The following is an 18,383-nucleotide window of genomic DNA, read 5'->3' on the forward strand; positions in this document are numbered from 1 at the left end:
TAATTATAAAATCTTTTAGGAGATGGGAAATGGCATTAGATATGAGTTATAAGGGAAAAGAGTTTCCTTCTTATAGTTTCAAAGTAGAGCACTGCAAAATTAAAGAACTTTGTGGTGCAATTGGTGATAAGAATCCAATATATTTCGATTCAGAAGAGGCAAAAAAAGATGGGTATAAGGACAGTCCTGCACCTTTAACATTTGCTTCATTGATGAGTTTTTGGGGATACCCTGAGATCTGGAATAGAATGACTGAGATTGGTATTGATATTAAAAGGCTTCTTCATGCAAAAGAGGAGTATGAATATTTAGAACTAATTTATCCAGGTGATGAACTTACAGGTACTGTATCTGTGGACTCCTTAAGGGATGGAAAGATGCAGATGGCTTGTTTTAAAACTACATTTAAACGGGGAAGTGAAGTTGTTTTAATTGCAAAAATGACTATTATGGTTCCACCGGCAAACTAGGGAGAGTAATATGAGTTTAGATATAAATAAATTGAGTGTTGGAGATATTATCCCTGAAATTAAATTTGATGAAGTAACCCAGGTACAGCTTATTAAGTACGCTGGAGCTGCAGGAGATTTTAACCCAATACATACAGTCCCATCCTACGCTAAAGAGGCGGGTTTAGACGGTACAATTGCCCACGGTATGTTGATAATGGGTATGCTAGGAAAGCTTATATCAGATTGGTCTGGTATAAAACACGTAACAAAGTACGGTGTAAGTTTTAAGAGTAAAACTGTACCTGGTGATACTTTAATTGCAAAGGGTGAGATTAAGAAAATTACTCCAGGAGACGGGTTTTCTTTAGTTGATTGTAAGGTTTATATAGAAGATACATCTGGTGATGTAAAAGTTGATGGAAAGGTTACAATAAAGCTATAATTTATACTTCACCAAGAAGTAGTCTTGGGTTAATAGGCTCTTCATTTAGATGAATTTCAAAATGTAGATGAGGGCCTGTTGACTTACCACTGTTCCCCGTAGTAGCAACTAAATCACCTTTTTTTAACTTATCTCCCACCTTTAAAATTACCCTGTTTAAGTGGTAGTAGTGGGATGAATACCCATTGGGGTGTTTAATTATTAAATAATTCCCATAAAATTCAGAATAACCTATATTATTAATCTCTCCATCATAGGGGGATAGAACCTTAGTCCCTATAGATGCCCTAAAATCTAAACCAGAGTGGAACTCTGTATTCCCTGTATATGGATTCTCTCTATTTCCAAATTCTGATGTTATTATTGGACTGTTTAATGGACTTTTAAATGGAGTTACTAAAAAATTTAGTCTTTCCGTAGCAGAAAACCCTCTTCCCGGGTATAGTTTTATGTTTTTATTATTAAAATTAACTTCAACTATATTGGAATCTTTAAAAATCTTTTCAGTATATATCCCTGGACAGGTAGGAATATAGACGAATTTAAGACTTGGAAAAAAAAGTTTGTTTTCTAAGCTATTTAGGGTCGCTATGGAGTCGTAGCTTATATTAAATCTAGATGCAATAGAGAAAATAGTGTCTCCATTTTTAATAATATACTTATAAAATTGTGGTTGAACTATCTTTTTTCTCAATAATATTCTCTTATTATTCTCTTTGATATCAGCAACAACCTGTTTAAATAAGATATCACTATTTCTAGTTGAAATTTCTGGATATGAGAAAAGAGTAATTGAGTTTATTAGTGTTAGTAATATTAAAAAAATCTTATTTTTTAAAACCAAATTTTATAATCCCGTATATAAATAATAAAAAAGTTGTAGATAAAACTCCAAGGAGTAATGAGCTACTATAGAGGTAAATAGTAAGTAAAATTGTAGATATTAAAAGAGCTATTTTGAATATCTTTGTAAAAAAAGGTATAAGGTATGTAGTTAAAAAATAAATAAAACCACCGCTTTTAATTACTGATACTATTTTAAATAGTATGTAGGATATTACTACTACTATAATTGTGATTTTTACAAACTGGGAATAGCTAGCAGGGGATTTATCGGCTAAGAACCAAAGGGGGTAGACAACTAAAACCGATACACCAAAAACAAATAGTATAAAAAGTATAACTTTAAATCCTGTTAATATCGATTTACTCCCTTTTTCCAAAAGGCTTGAATACCCTACAACCATTTTTTTAATTAAATTCATCTGTAACTCCTATATAAAGTTGGATAAAAATATATCCGGAATACTTCTCTCTCCAGCACCAACACCTAAGACCCTGTCTTCAATATTTAGTCCATGGTAATCAGAACCACCTGAAACTATAAGTTTAAGGTCTGAAGCAATTTTTTCAAACTTTGTACAATCCTTCTTACTGTTTCCACCGTGCCAAGCTTCAATTCCATCTAAGCCTAGACTTTTATACCCTTTTAGGATCTCAGGAAGTTTACTCCAAGATATATATAGGGATTGGGGGTGGGCTATTACAGCTTTTCCCTCTGATTCGTGTATTAAATTTATTGCATCCTTTAGCTCTAATGATCTTTTTGGGACAAAATAGGGGCAGCCTGGGGTTAAGTACTTTTTAAATGCCTCATTTTGATTTTTTGCATACCCATTATTTACTAAAAATCTACTAAAGTGGGGCCTCGCAATAATTTCCCCTCCTGCAATACTTGTTAGATCATTATATGAAATATTGATTCCATCCTTATTCAGCAGATGAATCATCTCTCTATTTCTCTCTATTCGATAATCTTGCAATTCATCTAAAGCTCTACTTAAAGCACCATCATTTTTTTTTAAACCAAGACCTAGAAGATGAAACTCTCCTTTATATGGATATGTTATCTCAAGTTCCACACCTGGAATAAATGTTATATCACTTTCTATGGCAGCTTCTTTCCCATCTTTTAATCCAGATAGTGTGTCATGGTCTGTAATTGCAATAGCTTTTAAGCCAATCTCTTTTGCTTTTTGAATTAATTCTTTAGGAGTCAATGAACCATCGGAACAAGTTGTATGTGAATGTAAATCTATCATTGTATATAATTTACTTTTTATACAGTATATAATAAATAGTTATTTATGAATTTGTTTGTAATTTAATAAAGTTATTGACAGTGTCATACCCCACCTTTTATTATTAAAATAGCTCCAGGAGATATAATGGGAATTAAAACTGTTAAGTATAAATCAAACTCTATTGTCTATTTTAAAGGAGATGCTCCTAATAGGGTTTATATTCTTAAAAAAGGTTCAATTGTAACAAAATCCAAGGATTTAAAGAGTAATGAAGATATATTAACAATGATCAAAGTAGGTGAATTTATTGGTGTTAAAAATGTTATTAGCAACCAACCTTACTCAGAAACAGTGTCTACTTTAACAGATTCCGAATTAGTTGTTTTTTACAAAGAGGATTTTGAAGCGTTTATACTAAGTAATAATAGAATTATGATGCAGACATTGGTTGTTTTTTCTAACCAATTGCGGAAAATTCATAAGGACATTAAAGAGTTAAATGACCAAAAAGAGAGTAGTGTTCACTCTAGTAGTGATCCTGAAGAGAATTTATACGAGTTAGGTCGGTATTTTCTAAAACAACATAAGGTAGAACATGGTAATTACTGTTTTAAAAAATATAATGAACTTTATCCTAATGGTAAGTATATTAATGATATAAAAACCGGATCATTAAACTCTGTTAGTAAAAAACAAGCAAGTAGTCCTCTCGGTGAGACAACTAAGGAAGATGATGAGGATATTGCCCTATTCTTCCAGGAAGGTGAGAACTATATGGCTGAAGAGAATTATGGAAAGGCCCATGAGTGTTTTTCTAAGGTTTTAGAATCTCAGGATGGTTATCACAAAGTAGATGCTCTCTATTTTAATGGAGCCTGTTTATATAAGCTTAAAAACTATAAGCAGTGTATTCAAAATTACTCAACGTTTTTATCTAAGCATAAGGATTATAACAAGATTAATGAGGTTATGTTCTATGTAGGTAGTTCGTATAAGGAGTTAGGAGATTTAGAGCAGTCTAAATTATTCTTAAAACAGGTTATGAAAAGGGCTGAAGGTACACCTTTGTCTCATCTTGCATTAAAGGAACTAAAGGGTTAATTATTAATGGACATGTCAATATTTAAGAAATTTGAGGTTAGATACTCAGCTAATGAGATGATATTTTGTGAGTTCGAACCTGGTAACGAATTTTATTTAATCCAAAGTGGTTCCGTTCGTGTTGTTAAAGTTATTAATGATGTTGAGAAAACCCTAGACGTTTTAAAAGCCGGAGAGTTTTTTGGAGAGATGGCAATTTTGGAAAATGCTCCTAGAAGTGCTTCCATTATAGCATATGAAGATTGTGTATTACTTGAATTTAATAAAAACAACTTTGAAATGTTAATGAAGGGGCAACCACAGTTAGCATTTAATCTTTTAAAAATATTATCTAAAAGGATCTTTGATCAACGAAGGCGATTTATGACATTAACTATAGATGATCTTGAAGTTAAATTATACGATGTTTTATTAATGTTAATTGAGAAACAGACAAACTTTGGTGTTTTGCGACCAAATACTGTAATTGATGCAAATATAAGTGATATAGCCCATTGGGCTGGTATCCCCGAAAATGAGTGTAAATCAGTATTAGAAAAGATTGTTAGTAAGAATAAAATAGAGATTTTAAGGGATCAGATTGTTGTTAAAAAACCAGATTCTTTAAAAAGAACAGTCTCCCAATATAGAAAGAGTAACTAGTATTTATACATTATTCCAAGACTTAGAAGTAGTTTATTATTTGAGTTTAGAAAATCATAGTCATAGGATGCATATATAGTGTATCCCCACTGTTCATCAACATTCCACTGTAAACCTGAAAGAGCATATATAAAGGAGTCGATCCCTTCTTGATTATCAGGACTTAGGGAGAAACTTTTAATTTTCAAACCATAACCAATATTAAAAGGTATAGATAGGTTTGAGTTAATTTTTAGATCAAAACCTGTTAAACCTATTAGAGATGTATAGTTTTTATTAATAATTTTAAAGGAGAAACCCCAATAGAGGTTGGGTATAAAATATCTTATTAACCTGATATTAGCGCCTCTTGGTATAGTCTCTTCTTCATAAACAGGATCAACAACAAAATCTATATTAATTGCACTTTTAATGCTATCTAATGAAAACCCTTTGAATGTTACTATACTAAGAAGCAATAATATTAAAAATTGTCTATTCACATGTTACCTTTTAGGAATCCAAAATGGATTTTTATAACCTAGATAATTTTATTTTTGCAGATAGTCGTGTAAAGAATGATTTTGACTCTCTTAATATAACAGCATAACACGCTTTGTTATAATATGTACTTCTATCCGATTCCATTAAATAAAAATACTCGGTAGATACCATTTTATATAGTTCATATGGTGTATATTTATTTAATATAGTTAGTATATTCGAGTTAACCATTTCAGTCCATTGAGGGAAAAATACATTTTCATACCATGAAAAGAAAGCCTGTTCTAGGGTTATTGTGTAGGGAATCTTCTCATTTACTAGCCACTTATGCTTTTCAATGTAGTTAGCAATTCTCTCTAAAATACTATCAGTATTTACTACCTTTTCTCCTCCTAAATTGTTTACTACATCTGGATACAACTTTAGTAAGTCACTAATTATTTGTCTTTCTTCTTCTGTGCTCATAATTCTTTCCTTTATTATTAAAATATAAAATTTTTATTTAAAATAGTCCAACGATAAACAATAATTTGTCACCAATGTTATATAGACTACTTATATATATAGTACACTTTTTCTGAGCCAAATGCACTAATAAAGTGAAATTGTTTATGCAATCTATTTATGTAAGAAAATCCCATAATTATATATACAGATAGAGTTTAATTATGATAAAAATAATTAAGAGGAATATGAATGGGAAATATTATTGATGGAAAGCAAGTTGCAAAAGAGATAAGAGAGGAGTTAAAAGCTGAAACTACACTTTTAAAAGAGAAAAATATAGTTCCAGGATTAGCTGTTGTTTTAGTTGGAGAAGATCCTGCTAGTATCTCTTATGTTACTGGTAAAAAAAGAGCATGTGAAGAGGTTGGTATACTTTCAAAAAGTTATGAGCTTCCCGCAACAACTACAGAAGATGAGTTATTAAAATTAGTCTCAACACTAAATAATGACAATGAAGTTAATGGGATTTTAGTACAACTGCCACTACCAAAACATATAGATGAATTAAAAGTGATAAATGCAATTGACCCAAATAAGGACGTGGATGGATTTCATCCTGTTAGTATTGGTAATATGATGATTGGTGTAGATACATTTTTACCCTGTACTCCCTTTGGAATTTTAAAACTATTAGAGAGAGAAAATGTTAAAACAGAGGGTGCTGAAGTTGTAGTAGTTGGGAGAAGTAACACTGTTGGTGCCCCTGTTGCAAATATGTTGTTTAAAAAGAGTAATCCAGGGAACGCAACAGTTACCATCTGTCATACAAGAACTAAAAACTTAAAAGAGCACTGCTTAAAAGCTGATATTTTAATAGCTGCAGCAGGTAGAGCAAATATGATAACAAAAGATATGATTAAACCAGGGGCTGTTATTATTGATGTAGGTGTTAACAGAGTTGAAGATAATACTAAAAAAAGTGGTTATAGATTAGTAGGCGATGTGGATTTTAATGGTGCTAAGGATATTGCCTCAAAAATTACACCGGTACCCGGGGGGTTGGACCTATGACTATAACAATGTTGATGTATAACACTGTAGAGTCAGCTAAACGAGTTAATAAAATAAAATAGATATAGGAGATTAATTATGGCTCTTAATAGAGTAAGCAAAATTGATAAAAGAGTTAAAATTAATAACGTTTTAATTAGTGTTTCAAACAAAGCAGAAATAGAGACACTAGTAGCTGGTTTAGTTGAAGTAAACCCTGGTATTAATATTTACTCAACAGGTGGGACCTTCACTAAAATTAAAGAAATTTTAGGTGATAAATGGTCAAAAAATTTAAGAGCAGTTTCTGACTTCACAGGACAACCTGAGATGCAGGGTGGTTTAGTTAAAACCTTAGATTTTAAAATCTATTTAGGTATTTTAAGTGAGACATATAATGAGTTTCATAAAGAGGACCTAGTTAGAACAGAGGGAGTTGCCCTTGATATGGTTGTTGTTAACTTATATCCATTTAAAGAGACTATTGCCAAAGAGGGGGTAACTGTAGAGGATGCTAGGGCCAATATTGATATTGGTGGCCCATGTATGTTAAGAGCAAGTGCTAAAAACTACTTAAGAGTTGTCTCCCTGTCAAACCCTACAATGTATAAAGATATTGTTGATGAATTAAAACAAAACCAGGGTTACATCGGGTTAGAGAGTAGATTTAACTGTGCAAGAAACTCCTTTAGCCATACCGCTGATTACGATAAGGCTATTAGTGAGTATTTATTAAAACAGGACGTAGCTAAAGTTATGTCTCAATATGATTTCCAGGATAAATTAGATGATTAAGAAAGATTTAAAACAGGCGTATAAAACAATTAATAGTGACTCTTTTCCTAAGAATATGGAAGTTTCATTTTTTAATGATTCTACTGATAGACAGACAATGTTATATGAGAAAGTTACATGGAGTATAGATGGTGAAGAGAAGGGATTAAGATATGGAGAGAACCCGTGTCAGCCAGCAGCCCTTTATAAACTTGTAGATGGGAACCTAAACTTTGGAGACGTAGAGACTATTAAGCCTGGGAACTATCTAGGTTCCGATGTAGAGTTATTACAGTCTGGTAAACACCCTGGTAAAATAAATATTGCTGATATTGATAGTGCTTTAAATATTTTAAGATACATGGTTGATAAGCCAGCTACAATAATAATTAAACACAATAACCCCTGTGGTGTTGCAATTGCAGAAAATGTTTATGACTCTTATTATAAGGCTTTAATGGCTGATAGAATTGCAGCCTTTGGTGGTGCTATAGCTGTAAATCGAGAGTTAGATTTAGAAACTGCAAAAAAGATGGTTGAGTACTACCATGAGGTTATTATAGCTCCATCCTTTGCTGATGGTGTATTGGAAGTTTTTGCATCAAAGAAGAATTTGAGAGTTGTTAGGGTTAAAAATATAGAAAAACTACAAAAATTTGCAAAAGAGCGAGTTCTTGAAGTAAAAGCTATGATTGATGGTGGGATGATGGTACAATATTCATATACACCTCAAGCTCAATCCGCTGCTGATTTTTTACCTGCGGAGACAACTTATAAGGGAACTGAGTATAAAGTTAATAGAAAACCAACAGAAAAAGAGCTAGAGGATATGATTTTTGGCTGGCTTGTAGAAGCTGGTGTTACTAGTAACTCTGTAATTTATGTAAAAGATGGTGCTACTGTAGGAATTGGTACAGGTGAACAGGATAGAGTAGGTGTTGCTGAGATTGCTATTGATAAAGCTTACAGAAAATTAGCAGATAGAAAATCATGGGAGAAATATCAAACACCTTTTAATGTTTTAGAAGATAAGGCAAAGAGGGATGAGATTTTAAAAGAAGTTGAAAATGAGAAGGGTGGTTTAATTGGGAGTGTTATGATTTCTGATGCCTTTTTCCCATTTAGAGACGGAGTTGACATTGGTTTAAAACAGGGTGTTACAGCTATTGTTCAACCAGGTGGTTCAATTAGAGACTTTGAAGCAATTGAAGCTTGTAATGAGTACGGAGCAACTATGGTTTATACAGGACAAAGAAGTTTTAGACATTAAAATAGATATGGAGAGATGTTATGATTAGAAGATTTTTTATACAGATTATTATTATTTCATTTATAGTATGTTTTTTTGGATTAAATTTTGATACAAAAGTTAGTATAAGGTTTTGGTTTAATGATGCTTTGACATTTAATAACATCTCTCTATTTATATCCTTAGCAGTTTCCTATTTATTAGGAGTAGTTACATTTCTCCCTTTTTATATTGCTAAGAACTTTAAAAGTAGAAAAAAAGAAAAAGAAAAAGGAACAGTGATTAAAAATATAGAAATTGATGAATAGGTTATTTTTAATATTATTTTTTGTTTCTACGTCTATTATCTTCTCCGATTCATATGATGAAGCTTTAAAATATGAAGCACTAGGTGATTATGATTCCTTTGATGTTGAGATCAGAAGATATTTTGAAGAAAACATTAATGATATAAACCAAGACAGTATTATTGAGCAGTTACTGTATAGTGCAACACTTTTTAACTCACTAGATCAAACTTTGAATTTTCTAACAACCTATGTGAAATTTATGGAGAATAAAGAGTCTAGATTTAGGATATATAAAAAGATAGCGCAGATTTATGAGCTAACAGGGCAGATACAGAGTGCTGGTATATATTATGAAAAGGCAGCTTACATATCCCCAAGTTATATAGATTTATCATCACTATTAAATTCAATAGATATGTTAATACTATTAGGTTATCACTCTGAATCATTAAGTAAGCTTCTAGATTTGGAAAAAAGTATTCCTAGTGAGCTAAATAATAGGTATAACTCTATGTTATCCCATCTCTACCGATTAACTGGTGAGATTGAGCTGGCTAAATACTACTTATTAAAAGTTGATAAGAGCTATTTTAATTATGATTTTCTAAAATATGAGTTATTTAATAATCCGATCCCAGATAGTAATAGTTTAAACTATTTAGTCTCGAAAAATCGCTATATGTTATTAAAGGATCCAAATAACTATATTGGTATAGATAGTGAATTAAGGCAGATACCCCACTTACCTAATAAGGAGAGTAGTGATTTTGAAATAAATGTCGGTCAATTCCAGAATAAATTAGAAGCTGCTGGAATAATAAATATAGTTGAGCAGATGAAACTTGACTGGTTTTTTGATAAAGTTGGAAATGTGTTTGATCTATATATCTTTACTAAAAATAGGGATAAAACAATTGAAGAGTTAAAACAGATAGGTTTGTATATAAAGGAATGATATGGCTAATATATTAGGAAAATATAGGGATGTTTTAGAAACAATAACTATTGTTAAGGGTTTATTAAAATCTGCTGGTTTTGATTTAGAAGAGAAGGAATTAATTCATCAAGTTGAGAATATTTGGTCAGTTAATCTTCAAGATAAGGACTCTCCTTTTTATACAAATGGTAAAGGATCTACAAAAGAGAACTGTTTAGCTAGTGCATATTGTGAGTTTTTAGAGCGTTTAGGTACAGGTTTTTTCTTTTTTGATTACGCCTTAGATCACTTAGGTGAAGAGGGATGGCTCTACTCCCCAGATGAAGTTCGAGTTCCTAATGATAATAATTATAAAAAGAGTTTATTAAATAAAAAATTATGGAAGTTTTACGATCCTAATAATGTATTGGAATCTAATGCTTTTTTAGACTCAGGTCTTTGTAATAAAGAGTCTATTATATCCCTGCCATTTACACATAATAAGGGTGGTGTTGTAAACTTTCCAGTTGAGTTGTTAAGGAATATCTACGCTAGTAATGGTTTATCAGCAGGGAATAGCGAGGTTGAAACCCTTGTTCAAGGAGTATCTGAAGCAATTGAAAGGGGAGTTAAAAACTATATAATAAGTGAGGGGTTATCCCTTCCTGATATCGATAGAAGCTATCTTGTTGAAAATGATTTTATTGATACTATCAATGAGATTGAGAGCTTTGGTTTCTCTGTAAAAGTAAAGGATGCATCTTTAAAGGGAAGATTTCCAGTTATCTGTGTTTTATTAATCAACTTGGAAAACGGTTCTGTTTTGTCATCCTTTGGTTCACACCCTATAGTAAATGTAGCTATTGATAGAAGTTTAACAGAGCTATTACAGGGAAGAAAGTTAGAATCTTTTGAGGGATTCTCAAGCCTCTCTAATAATTATGATCAGGTTGCAGATGAAGCTAATCTTGAGTCCCACTTTATTAATTCTTCCGGAATACTTCATTATAATATTGTAAAACCCATAAATGAAGAATTTACCTTGTGGCAATATGATAAAAATACTAGTGATTTGGATTTTCTAAATACTGTATTAAAAAAAGAGGGGTATGAGTACTTTTATAGAACCAAACAGATTGGTGATATGTGGGTCTCCCAAACTATTATTCCCCACCTTTCTGAGATCTACCCTGTTGAAGATTTGGAGTATGAATATAAAAACAGTGTAGGTTATATTCGATCATTTTTAAAAAGAGATTTAGATAATGATATTTTATTGGAGAATATAGAGTGGTTCAACTGTAGTTATATTAGTGGTGATACTAGAATAGTTGAGTATTTAGGGATATCAACAGATGAAGAACATCTTCTGCATAGTTTATTGGCAGACGAGGTTGAACTACTATTATATATACAGCAAAAAAATGTAGATAAAATTAAGTATATTCTAAATTATCAAATTGACTTAAGTTTAGTTGATAAGAGAAGATTAGGTTTTTGGAGTGGACTTAATCTGGCTATATTGGATAATGACTTTGACACCTTAAGTGTTCTTTATACTAAGGAGATTATTAAGGATATAGAGATGGCTATAAATGGGGTAATTCCTAGAAGATTATTTCCACTAATATTAGATGATTATTCAGATCTGGATAAACATAAAAAGATTAGTGGTGTGTATAAGAAGTATAGAAAATTACTTCTCTAGCTCCTTGGACTTATCCCAAAGTTCATCCATTATTTTAAAGTTGTCCTTATGTAGAACTAACTCTTTACTTCTCATTTGATCCTCTATAAAGCTGAATCTTTTAAGGAATTTATTATTAGTTCTAGCTAAAGCTTTAGAAGGATCAATTTTAAGGAATCTAGAGAGATTAACAACTGAAAATAGCAAGTCTCCTATCTCCATTTCTAGATTATCCTGGTTATTTGAGTCTATCGCATCCTTAACTTCCTGTGTCTCTTCTAAAATCTTATTAAAAATATCATTAATATTTTCCCAGTCGAAACCTACCTTTTCAACTTTTTTTTGTATCTCAAAGGATTTTTCTAAAGGAGGAAGACTTGTTGGGATTTTATCTAGAAGATTTTTCTTAACTCTTCCTTCCTGATTCTTTTTTATTTCTTCCCACTGTTGTAGAACTTTTTCACTACTGTCTACACCCTGTGTATTTGAAAATATGTGTGGGTGACGTCTTACCATCTTATCATTAACATTTTTTATTATATCATCTATTGAACCATTATTCTCTTGTTCTATAATATATGAAATTAGTGATGTGGTAAAAATAATATCACCTAACTCCTCTTTAATGTTTACTAAATCCCTATTATTGACACCGTCTATACACTCGCAACACTCTTCTAAAAGTGCAGGGGCTAGTGATTCTACACTCTGTTTTAAATCCCATGGACAACCACTTTGTGGGTCTCTTAGCTTTTTTATAATGTCTAATAATCTACTATATTCAGAATTATTCATTACTAATTACCTCTGTCTGTTCAAATTTTATTGGGTTTACATCGGATTTAATTTCTATTCCATGGGTAGTTAAAACTCCCTCATGTATTTTTATTGTTCTAATAGCTTGGGACTCTAATTTCTGCTCAGAGTACCACAACTGGTAATTTTTAACATTATATACTGATCTAAGACTGCTTTTTGCTCTTAACTGTAAAATTAATTGATCATCTTCTAGTTTTAAAAGTTCAAAAGTTCCCTCTTCAATAGCTCCTGTTATTGAATCTGTTTTAGTGTAGTCAGGGTATGAGAAATTTAATGTATAAGCTACATTTTTATATATTCCTGTAAATGGAATCTCCTTTTTTATATCAATATTCGTATCTGATATTAGAGAAGATTTAATAACATTATTAATCCTGTTATAACTACCGTCCCATAGGGTGGAGGTATTTGAAGGAGGTGTTATTGTAAATGAGTCTGTGCTATCTAAAGTAAAATATAGTTTGTATGGTATAGTTGATACATCTGAATTCCTTAAGTTTATTATTAGTTTTTTAAAACTTTGATAGAAGCTATAGATATAGTACTCTTCAACTCCATCTTTATATTTAAATAGAACCTTATCATTTTTTGAGTCAATTATAATTATTCTATTCTCCTGGGGGTCTAAACCCTTAGATAGCCACTCTCCGTTTATAAATTTTAGAAAGTTATTTTTATTTCCATAATATACGTTTCTTAACTTCTCTTTAACATTTATTTTCTGTTCAGTTGTCTCAGCACTCTCTCTAAAAAAAATATTTCTACGTTTATCCCAAACCCAGTTCTCTTTTGTAATGGCAATTGTATTTTCATTAATAATATTTGTCTGTTCAACTGCCACACTATAGGGGATATCACTCTCTTTTCGACTCTCATTGTAGTCTAAACTTCTATTTGGAGTAATTAATTCTATTGTTCCTGTTGTTTCATAGGAAAAAATAGTTTTGTAATAGATATGTATTCCCTTAGGAGGTGCAGACTTTCTAAATATATAGAGTGCATTGTTATTGGCTATAGTTGTTCCTGAAACAACAAGTTCCATATTGTGTTTATAGGCTAGTATATCCTGCTCACTCATACTAAAATCTGAGTTATATATAAAAGGAAGTCTAACTTCCCAGGCCACAAAGTATTCTCTAGTAATTTTATTAAAGTCTGCAACTAAAATTGTTACTAAATTTAGGTTATCTATTAATATAATAAACTGCTCTATAGACTCATCTAGGTCTAAGTTAGAGTCTTTTTTCTCCACAGCTGTTAACTCTGGATATAGTTGATCAACATCGATAAATGTTTCGATGGATTTATTCAGTTTCTCATCTACAATTTTTTTTTCTTTAATATTTGTAATTTCTTTTATCTCAATCTCTTTTTTTTCTAATTTATCATCTCTATTACTCTCTTTACAAGAAATCATTAAAAGTAGTGTTAATAATATTAAAAAGTGTCGTTTTACCATATAAAGAATGTTATAGAATGTTAAAAAAAAATACTACTGATATTTAAAAAATATCCCTGTTAGACTTTACAAAACTATATCTTTCTGCCATATTTTCTTATGGAAACACATCTAATAATAAATACTTACATAAAAAATAAATATCACAGAGAATATATACTTTAATTTAATAAGCCCATATTAATAACTTTAATATGGGCTTTTTATATATAAAAGAGTTAGTTTTAGTTTAAATAAATATAAGGAGTTATAAAAATGTTAGAAATTGAAGAAAAACTTAGCTATGATGATGTATTATTAGTCCCAAGTTATGCGGATTTTTTTTATGCAAATGCAGACGTAAAAACAAGAATTGCTAAAGGGGTATATTTAAATGCTCCAATAATGTCAGCAGCTATGGATACTGTAACCGAAGACAAGATGGCTATAGCACTTGCCCTGCAGGGTGGAGTTGGTGTAATTCATAGAAATTTATCATACGAAGAACAAGCTAAACAAGTTTCTAAGGTAAAAAGATACCTAAATTGGGTAATTGATTCTCCTATAACAGTCGATAAAAATCAAACTATAGCAGATGTTAGAATTATAATGGAAAAGTATCAGGTTTCAGGTCTACCTGTAGTAGAGGGTGGAAAGTTAGCTGGAATAATAACTGGCCGGGACCTTCGTTTTTGTACAGACTTTACTCTAAAAGTTGAATCTATAATGACAAAAAATCCTGTTGTTGAGAAAGGTGAGCCTACTGTTAAAACAGCTAAAGAGAAGTTTAATAAACATAGAATTGAAAAAGTTCCAGTAATTAACGATGAAGGGGAATTAACAGGTTTAATAACTGTAAAAGATCTTGAAAAACATGAACAGTTTCCCAATGCAGCAATGGATGCTAAAGGTCGACTGTTATGTGGTGCTGCTATTAGTCCCCAAGACTACCATAAAAGGATTCCTTTACTAAAAAAAGCAGGAGTTGATTTTATTGTATTAGACGTAGCCTCAGGTGATACTAAATCAGTTATAGATTGTATAAAAGATATTAAGGCTACCTATGATATTATTGTTATTGGTGGTAATGCAGCAACAAAAGAGGCTGCTCAGAGATTAATTGATGCAGGTTCTGATGCTATTAAAGTTGGAATTGGTCCTGGTTCAATATGTACCACAAGAATTGTGGCTGGTATTGGTGTTCCCCAATTATCAGCAGTTGCTGATGTTTGTGAAGTAGCAGAGAAATATGATATTCCAGTAATTGCAGATGGAGGAATTAAATTTTCTGGGGATATCTCTAAAGCGATTGGTGCTGGAGCAAATGCTGTAATGGTTGGAAATCTGTTTGCAGGACTAAAAGAAGCTCCAGGTAGAGAGATAATATATGAAGGTCGGATTTTTAAAACATATAGAGGTATGGGATCTGTTGGAGCTATAGTTGATGGTTCAGGGGATAGATATCAGATGAAAGAGGGAGACTCACCAGTACCTGAAGGAATTGAAGGAAGAGTTCCATATAAGGGTGAACTTAAGCCATATTTAGAACAACTTGTAACAGGATTGAAAAAAGGTATGGGATATACCGGTTGTAAGAGTATAGATGAATTGCGAAAGTATAAGAAATTTGTTAAGATATCATCCGCAGGTCTTCGGGAGAGTCATGCCCATGATGTAAGCATTACTCAAGAAGCACCAAATTATTCACGAAGTTAAGGAAGATTAGATGAAACTTGTTGTCATCGGTGCCCAGTGGGGAGATGAAGGTAAAGGTAAAATTGTTGATTATTTAGCAGAAAAGGCTAAGGTCGTAGTTCGTTATTCCGGTGGGGCTAATGCTGGCCATACCATCGTTAATGGAGACAAAGTATACAAACTTCATCTTGTCCCATCAGGAATTGTATATCCTAATAGTGATGTATTGTTAGGTCACGGAGTTGTTATTGATCCAACACAACTATTTAAAGAGTTGGAAGGTATCAAGGCTCAAGGTTTAGAGTGGGAAGGGCGAGTTAAGATCTCAGATCGAGCTCATTTAGTTCTTCCATTCCATAAAGAACTAGACCTGGAGATGGAATCTAAAAGAATTCGACCAATAGGAACTACTGGTAGAGGTATTGGGATAGCTTACTCTTTAAAGGCTCATCGGGATAATATTAGGATAGGTGACCTCTATGATGAAGGATTTTATAACTCCTTAGATCAAGAGATTAGGGATTATCTAGATCCTTATAAAAAGAGAATGGAACCAATGGTTGTTAATGGGGCCTACTATCTTAATTCAATTAAAGATGAGGATATTCTTTTTGAAGGTGCCCAAGGAACTCTATTAGACTTAGATAATGGAACATATCCCTTTGTATCATCTGGTTATTCATGTGCAGGTGGGTCATCTGTAGGAACTGGTATGGGTCCAAGGGCGATGGATAATGTTATAGGTGTTTTTAAAGCTTACTCTACAAGGGTTGGTAATGGTCCTTTTCCTTCTGATATTAAAGAAGCTGGAGATGGGGATTTAGAGAATCTCATTAGAGAGATAGGTGGAGAGTATGGTGTAACAACTGGTAGAGCACGTAAGTGTGGTTACCTAGATATGGTTGCACTAAAATATGCTTGTATTTCCAACTCTTTAGACTCCCTAGTTTTAACTCACTTAGATGTTTATGATCAGATGGATGAAGTTAAGGTTTGTGAATTCTATGAAATAGATGGGAAAAAAACCGATGAGTTTCCAACAAGAATTGATCTACTTAATAGTGTAAAACCTGTTACAAGAACATTTAAAGGCTGGAAGTGTGATATATCAAAAATAAAAAAATATGAAGATCTACCTAAAGAAGCAAGAGAGTATATTGATTACATTGAAGAGTATACAGGTACACCTATTAGTATTGTGTCTGTAGGTGCTGATAGATCATGTACATTTAATAGAAGGGATCCATGGACAAAATATTAATTTTAGATTTTGGTGGTCAAACATGCCAATTAATAGCAAGAAGAATTAGAGAGTTTGGTGTTTATACTGATATTGTACCTGGTGACATAGAGTTAGAGGAGCATTTAACAGATGATGTTAAGGGTGTAATTCTATCAGGGAGTCCTTACTCTGTATACCAAGACGGAGCACCTGTTCCTGATAAGAAAATATTTGATTTAGATGTACCTCTTTTAGGAATATGTTACGGCCTTCAGAGAATTACCTACGATTTAGGTGGGAAAGTAGCACCTTTGGCAACTAAAGAGTATGGTAGAAGTAAAATTTCATATCAAAATAAAAATGATCTATTTAAGGATATACCTGATGGATTTGTTTCATGGATGTCCCATGGTGATAGTTTAGATGTCTTAGCTGATGGTTTTACATTAACAGCCCTATCTGAACACAATCTACCAGCATCTGTTTGTGATGTTAATAGGGGTATTTATGGTCTACAGTTTCACCCTGAAGTAACCCACTGTGAGTTTGGAACTAAAATTCTGGAAAACTTTGCCTGTGGTATTTGTGGTGCTAAAAAAGAGTGGAGCATGGAGACTTATATTGCCAAAGAGGGTGAAAAACTTAGAGAACGAGTTGGTGATAAAGAGGTTCTTTTACTAATCTCAGGGGGAGTAGACTCAACAGTTGCTGGTGGACTTCTTCTTAAAACTTTAGATCCTAATAAAGTACATTTTATGTATATTGATACTGGTTTAATGAGAAAGGGTGAGTCTGAGGAAGTCTCAGAGAACTTAAAAAAGCTAGGAGCTAAACATCTTCACTTAATTGATGCAAGAGATCGGTTTTTAGGTCCTTTAAGTGGTGAGTCAGATCCAGAAAAAAAACGTAAAATAATTGGTAATATGTTTATTGAAGTGCAAGAGGATGAGATTAGATCAACCCTAAGTGGGGACTACTTCTTAGCCCAAGGAACACTATATACAGACTTAATAGAGTCAGGAAAGGGTGTTGGAAAAAATGCACAGGTAATTAAATCCCATCATAATGTTGGCTGTAAAGCAATTGAAGAGAAGAGAGAAGCCGGATTAATTATAGAACCATTAGAGTTTTTATATAAAGATGAAGTTAGAGAGTTAGGTCGAATCTTAGGTATAAGTAATACAATAGTAGATAGACACCCATTCCCTGGACCTGGTTTAGGAATAAGGATTATAGGTGAAGTCTCAAAAGAGAAGTGTGATATATTAAGAGACGCAGATTATATATATGTAAATGAACTTCGAAAACGTGGTTTATATGATAAAATTTGGCAAGCTTTTAGTGTTCTTCTTCCTGTGAAAAGTGTAGGGGTAGCTGGTGATGCTAGGGATTATAGCTACGTTTTAGCTTTAAGAGCCGTTGTTTCCTCTGATGGTATGACCGCTGATGTTTATGATTTCCCAATGAAGGATCTTTTAGAGATATCAGCTCTTATTACAAACTCTGTAAAGGATATTGGAAGGGTGACTTATGATATCTCTTCTAAACCTCCAGCAACTATAGAGTGGGAATAATAATAGTAATGATTACTA

19 protein-coding genes and 1 pseudogene are annotated in these 18,383 nt (G+C 32.2%); 13 read left to right on the forward strand and 7 right to left on the reverse strand.

All coding sequences use genetic code 11. The features are described 5' to 3' along the window. The first annotated feature begins 29 nt into the window (after window positions 1-29). Together EW093_RS16190 and EW093_RS16195 are read left to right on the forward strand one after the other, a co-directional pair. A complete protein-coding gene (locus EW093_RS16190; RefSeq protein WP_149569395.1) occupies window positions 30-470 on the forward strand; it encodes an FAS1-like dehydratase domain-containing protein in 441 nt (146 codons plus the stop codon). 10 nt (window positions 471-480) lie between these two features. After that, window positions 481-894, forward strand: coding sequence for a MaoC/PaaZ C-terminal domain-containing protein (locus EW093_RS16195; RefSeq protein ID WP_149569396.1), 414 nt, complete (start codon window positions 481-483; stop codon window positions 892-894). Window position 895: 1 nt separating this feature from the next. Here the strand turns inward: EW093_RS16195 and EW093_RS16200 are convergent, their stop codons facing one another. From EW093_RS16200 to EW093_RS16210, 3 genes are read right to left on the reverse strand one after another with little or no spacing between them, the layout of a single operon-like run. After that, window positions 896-1,738 carry a peptidoglycan DD-metalloendopeptidase family protein gene (locus EW093_RS16200; protein ID WP_149569397.1) on the reverse strand — a complete coding sequence of 281 codons (843 nt, stop codon included), beginning with the start codon at window positions 1,736-1,738 and terminating at the stop codon, window positions 896-898. Next, complete coding sequence (locus EW093_RS16205; protein WP_149569398.1) at window positions 1,722-2,159, reverse strand: hypothetical protein; 438 nt, start codon at window positions 2,157-2,159, stop codon at window positions 1,722-1,724. Before EW093_RS16205 ends, EW093_RS16200 begins: the two co-directional genes overlap by 17 nt. Window positions 2,160-2,168: 9 nt before the next feature. Next, window positions 2,169-2,996, reverse strand: coding sequence for a PHP domain-containing protein (locus EW093_RS16210; protein ID WP_149569399.1), 828 nt, complete (start codon window positions 2,994-2,996; stop codon window positions 2,169-2,171). A 126-nt stretch (window positions 2,997-3,122) separates the two neighbouring features. Between EW093_RS16210 and EW093_RS16215 the strand changes: the two genes are divergently transcribed. Then, on the forward strand, window positions 3,123-4,079 hold the full coding sequence (locus EW093_RS16215; protein ID WP_149569400.1) for a cyclic nucleotide-binding domain-containing protein: 957 nt from the start codon (window positions 3,123-3,125) through the stop codon (window positions 4,077-4,079). 6 nt (window positions 4,080-4,085) lie between these two features. Next, the gene (locus EW093_RS16220; RefSeq protein ID WP_149569401.1) at window positions 4,086-4,721 is read left to right on the forward strand and encodes a Crp/Fnr family transcriptional regulator; all 636 of its coding nucleotides are present in this window, start codon (window positions 4,086-4,088) and stop codon (window positions 4,719-4,721) included. Here EW093_RS16220 and EW093_RS16225 read toward each other — a convergent pair. After that, window positions 4,718-5,203, reverse strand: coding sequence for a hypothetical protein (locus tag EW093_RS16225; protein WP_149569402.1), 486 nt, complete (start codon window positions 5,201-5,203; stop codon window positions 4,718-4,720). The genes EW093_RS16220 and EW093_RS16225 overlap by 4 nt on opposite strands. 31 nt (window positions 5,204-5,234) lie before the next feature. After that, complete coding sequence (locus tag EW093_RS16230; RefSeq protein WP_149569403.1) at window positions 5,235-5,669, reverse strand: hypothetical protein; 435 nt, start codon at window positions 5,667-5,669, stop codon at window positions 5,235-5,237. A gap of 231 nt (window positions 5,670-5,900) precedes the next feature. Here EW093_RS16230 and folD point away from each other — a divergent pair. The 6 genes and pseudogenes from folD (at window position 5,901) to EW093_RS16260 (ending at window position 11,638) form a co-directional block, all read left to right on the forward strand. Continuing rightward, window positions 5,901-6,784 (forward strand): annotated as a pseudogene (gene folD / locus EW093_RS16235) (bifunctional methylenetetrahydrofolate dehydrogenase/methenyltetrahydrofolate cyclohydrolase FolD). A 16-nt stretch (window positions 6,785-6,800) separates the two neighbouring features. Further along, a complete protein-coding gene (locus tag EW093_RS17900) occupies window positions 6,801-7,496 on the forward strand; it encodes a hypothetical protein (protein ID WP_149569404.1) in 696 nt (231 codons plus the stop codon). Next, the gene (locus tag EW093_RS17905) at window positions 7,489-8,745 is read left to right on the forward strand and encodes an IMP cyclohydrolase (protein ID WP_223111621.1); all 1,257 of its coding nucleotides are present in this window, start codon (window positions 7,489-7,491) and stop codon (window positions 8,743-8,745) included. Before EW093_RS17900 ends, EW093_RS17905 begins: the two co-directional genes overlap by 8 nt. 20 nt (window positions 8,746-8,765) lie before the next feature. Further along, window positions 8,766-9,032 carry a hypothetical protein gene (locus EW093_RS16250; protein ID WP_149569405.1) on the forward strand — a complete coding sequence of 89 codons (267 nt, stop codon included), beginning with the start codon at window positions 8,766-8,768 and terminating at the stop codon, window positions 9,030-9,032. After that, window positions 9,025-9,969 (forward strand): hypothetical protein, encoded by a 945-nt coding sequence (locus EW093_RS16255; RefSeq protein ID WP_149569406.1) that lies wholly within the window; start codon window positions 9,025-9,027, stop codon window positions 9,967-9,969. The genes EW093_RS16250 and EW093_RS16255 overlap by 8 nt, the downstream gene beginning before the upstream one ends. 1 nt (window position 9,970) lies before the next feature. Beyond that, window positions 9,971-11,638: a YcaO-like family protein gene (locus EW093_RS16260; protein WP_149569407.1), complete on the forward strand. Its 1,668-nt coding sequence runs from the start codon at window positions 9,971-9,973 to the stop codon at window positions 11,636-11,638. Here EW093_RS16260 and mazG read toward each other — a convergent pair. Beyond that, window positions 11,627-12,412, reverse strand: a complete 786-nt coding sequence (gene mazG, locus EW093_RS16265) for a nucleoside triphosphate pyrophosphohydrolase (protein WP_149569408.1) — start codon at window positions 12,410-12,412, stop codon at window positions 11,627-11,629. The two genes, EW093_RS16260 and mazG, sit on opposite strands and share 12 nt — an antisense overlap. Continuing rightward, window positions 12,405-13,895 carry a pallilysin-related adhesin gene (locus EW093_RS16270; protein WP_149569409.1) on the reverse strand — a complete coding sequence of 497 codons (1,491 nt, stop codon included), beginning with the start codon at window positions 13,893-13,895 and terminating at the stop codon, window positions 12,405-12,407. The genes mazG and EW093_RS16270 overlap by 8 nt, the downstream gene beginning before the upstream one ends. A gap of 255 nt (window positions 13,896-14,150) precedes the next feature. Between EW093_RS16270 and guaB the strand changes: the two genes are divergently transcribed. From guaB to guaA, 3 genes are read left to right on the forward strand one after another with little or no spacing between them, the layout of a single operon-like run. Further along, the gene (guaB, locus tag EW093_RS16275; protein WP_187759754.1) at window positions 14,151-15,590 is read left to right on the forward strand and encodes an IMP dehydrogenase; all 1,440 of its coding nucleotides are present in this window, start codon (window positions 14,151-14,153) and stop codon (window positions 15,588-15,590) included. Window positions 15,591-15,600: 10 nt separating this feature from the next. Beyond that, window positions 15,601-16,830, forward strand: coding sequence for an adenylosuccinate synthase (gene purA, locus EW093_RS16280; protein WP_149569411.1), 1,230 nt, complete (start codon window positions 15,601-15,603; stop codon window positions 16,828-16,830). Beyond that, window positions 16,815-18,365 (forward strand): glutamine-hydrolyzing GMP synthase, encoded by a 1,551-nt coding sequence (gene guaA, locus EW093_RS16285; RefSeq protein ID WP_149569412.1) that lies wholly within the window; start codon window positions 16,815-16,817, stop codon window positions 18,363-18,365. The genes purA and guaA overlap by 16 nt, the downstream gene beginning before the upstream one ends. The last annotated feature ends 18 nt before the right edge of the window (window positions 18,366-18,383 follow it).

The organism is Thiospirochaeta perfilievii (assembly GCF_008329945.1).
Taxonomy (GTDB): Bacteria; Spirochaetota; Spirochaetia; order DSM-2461; family DSM-2461; genus Thiospirochaeta; species Thiospirochaeta perfilievii.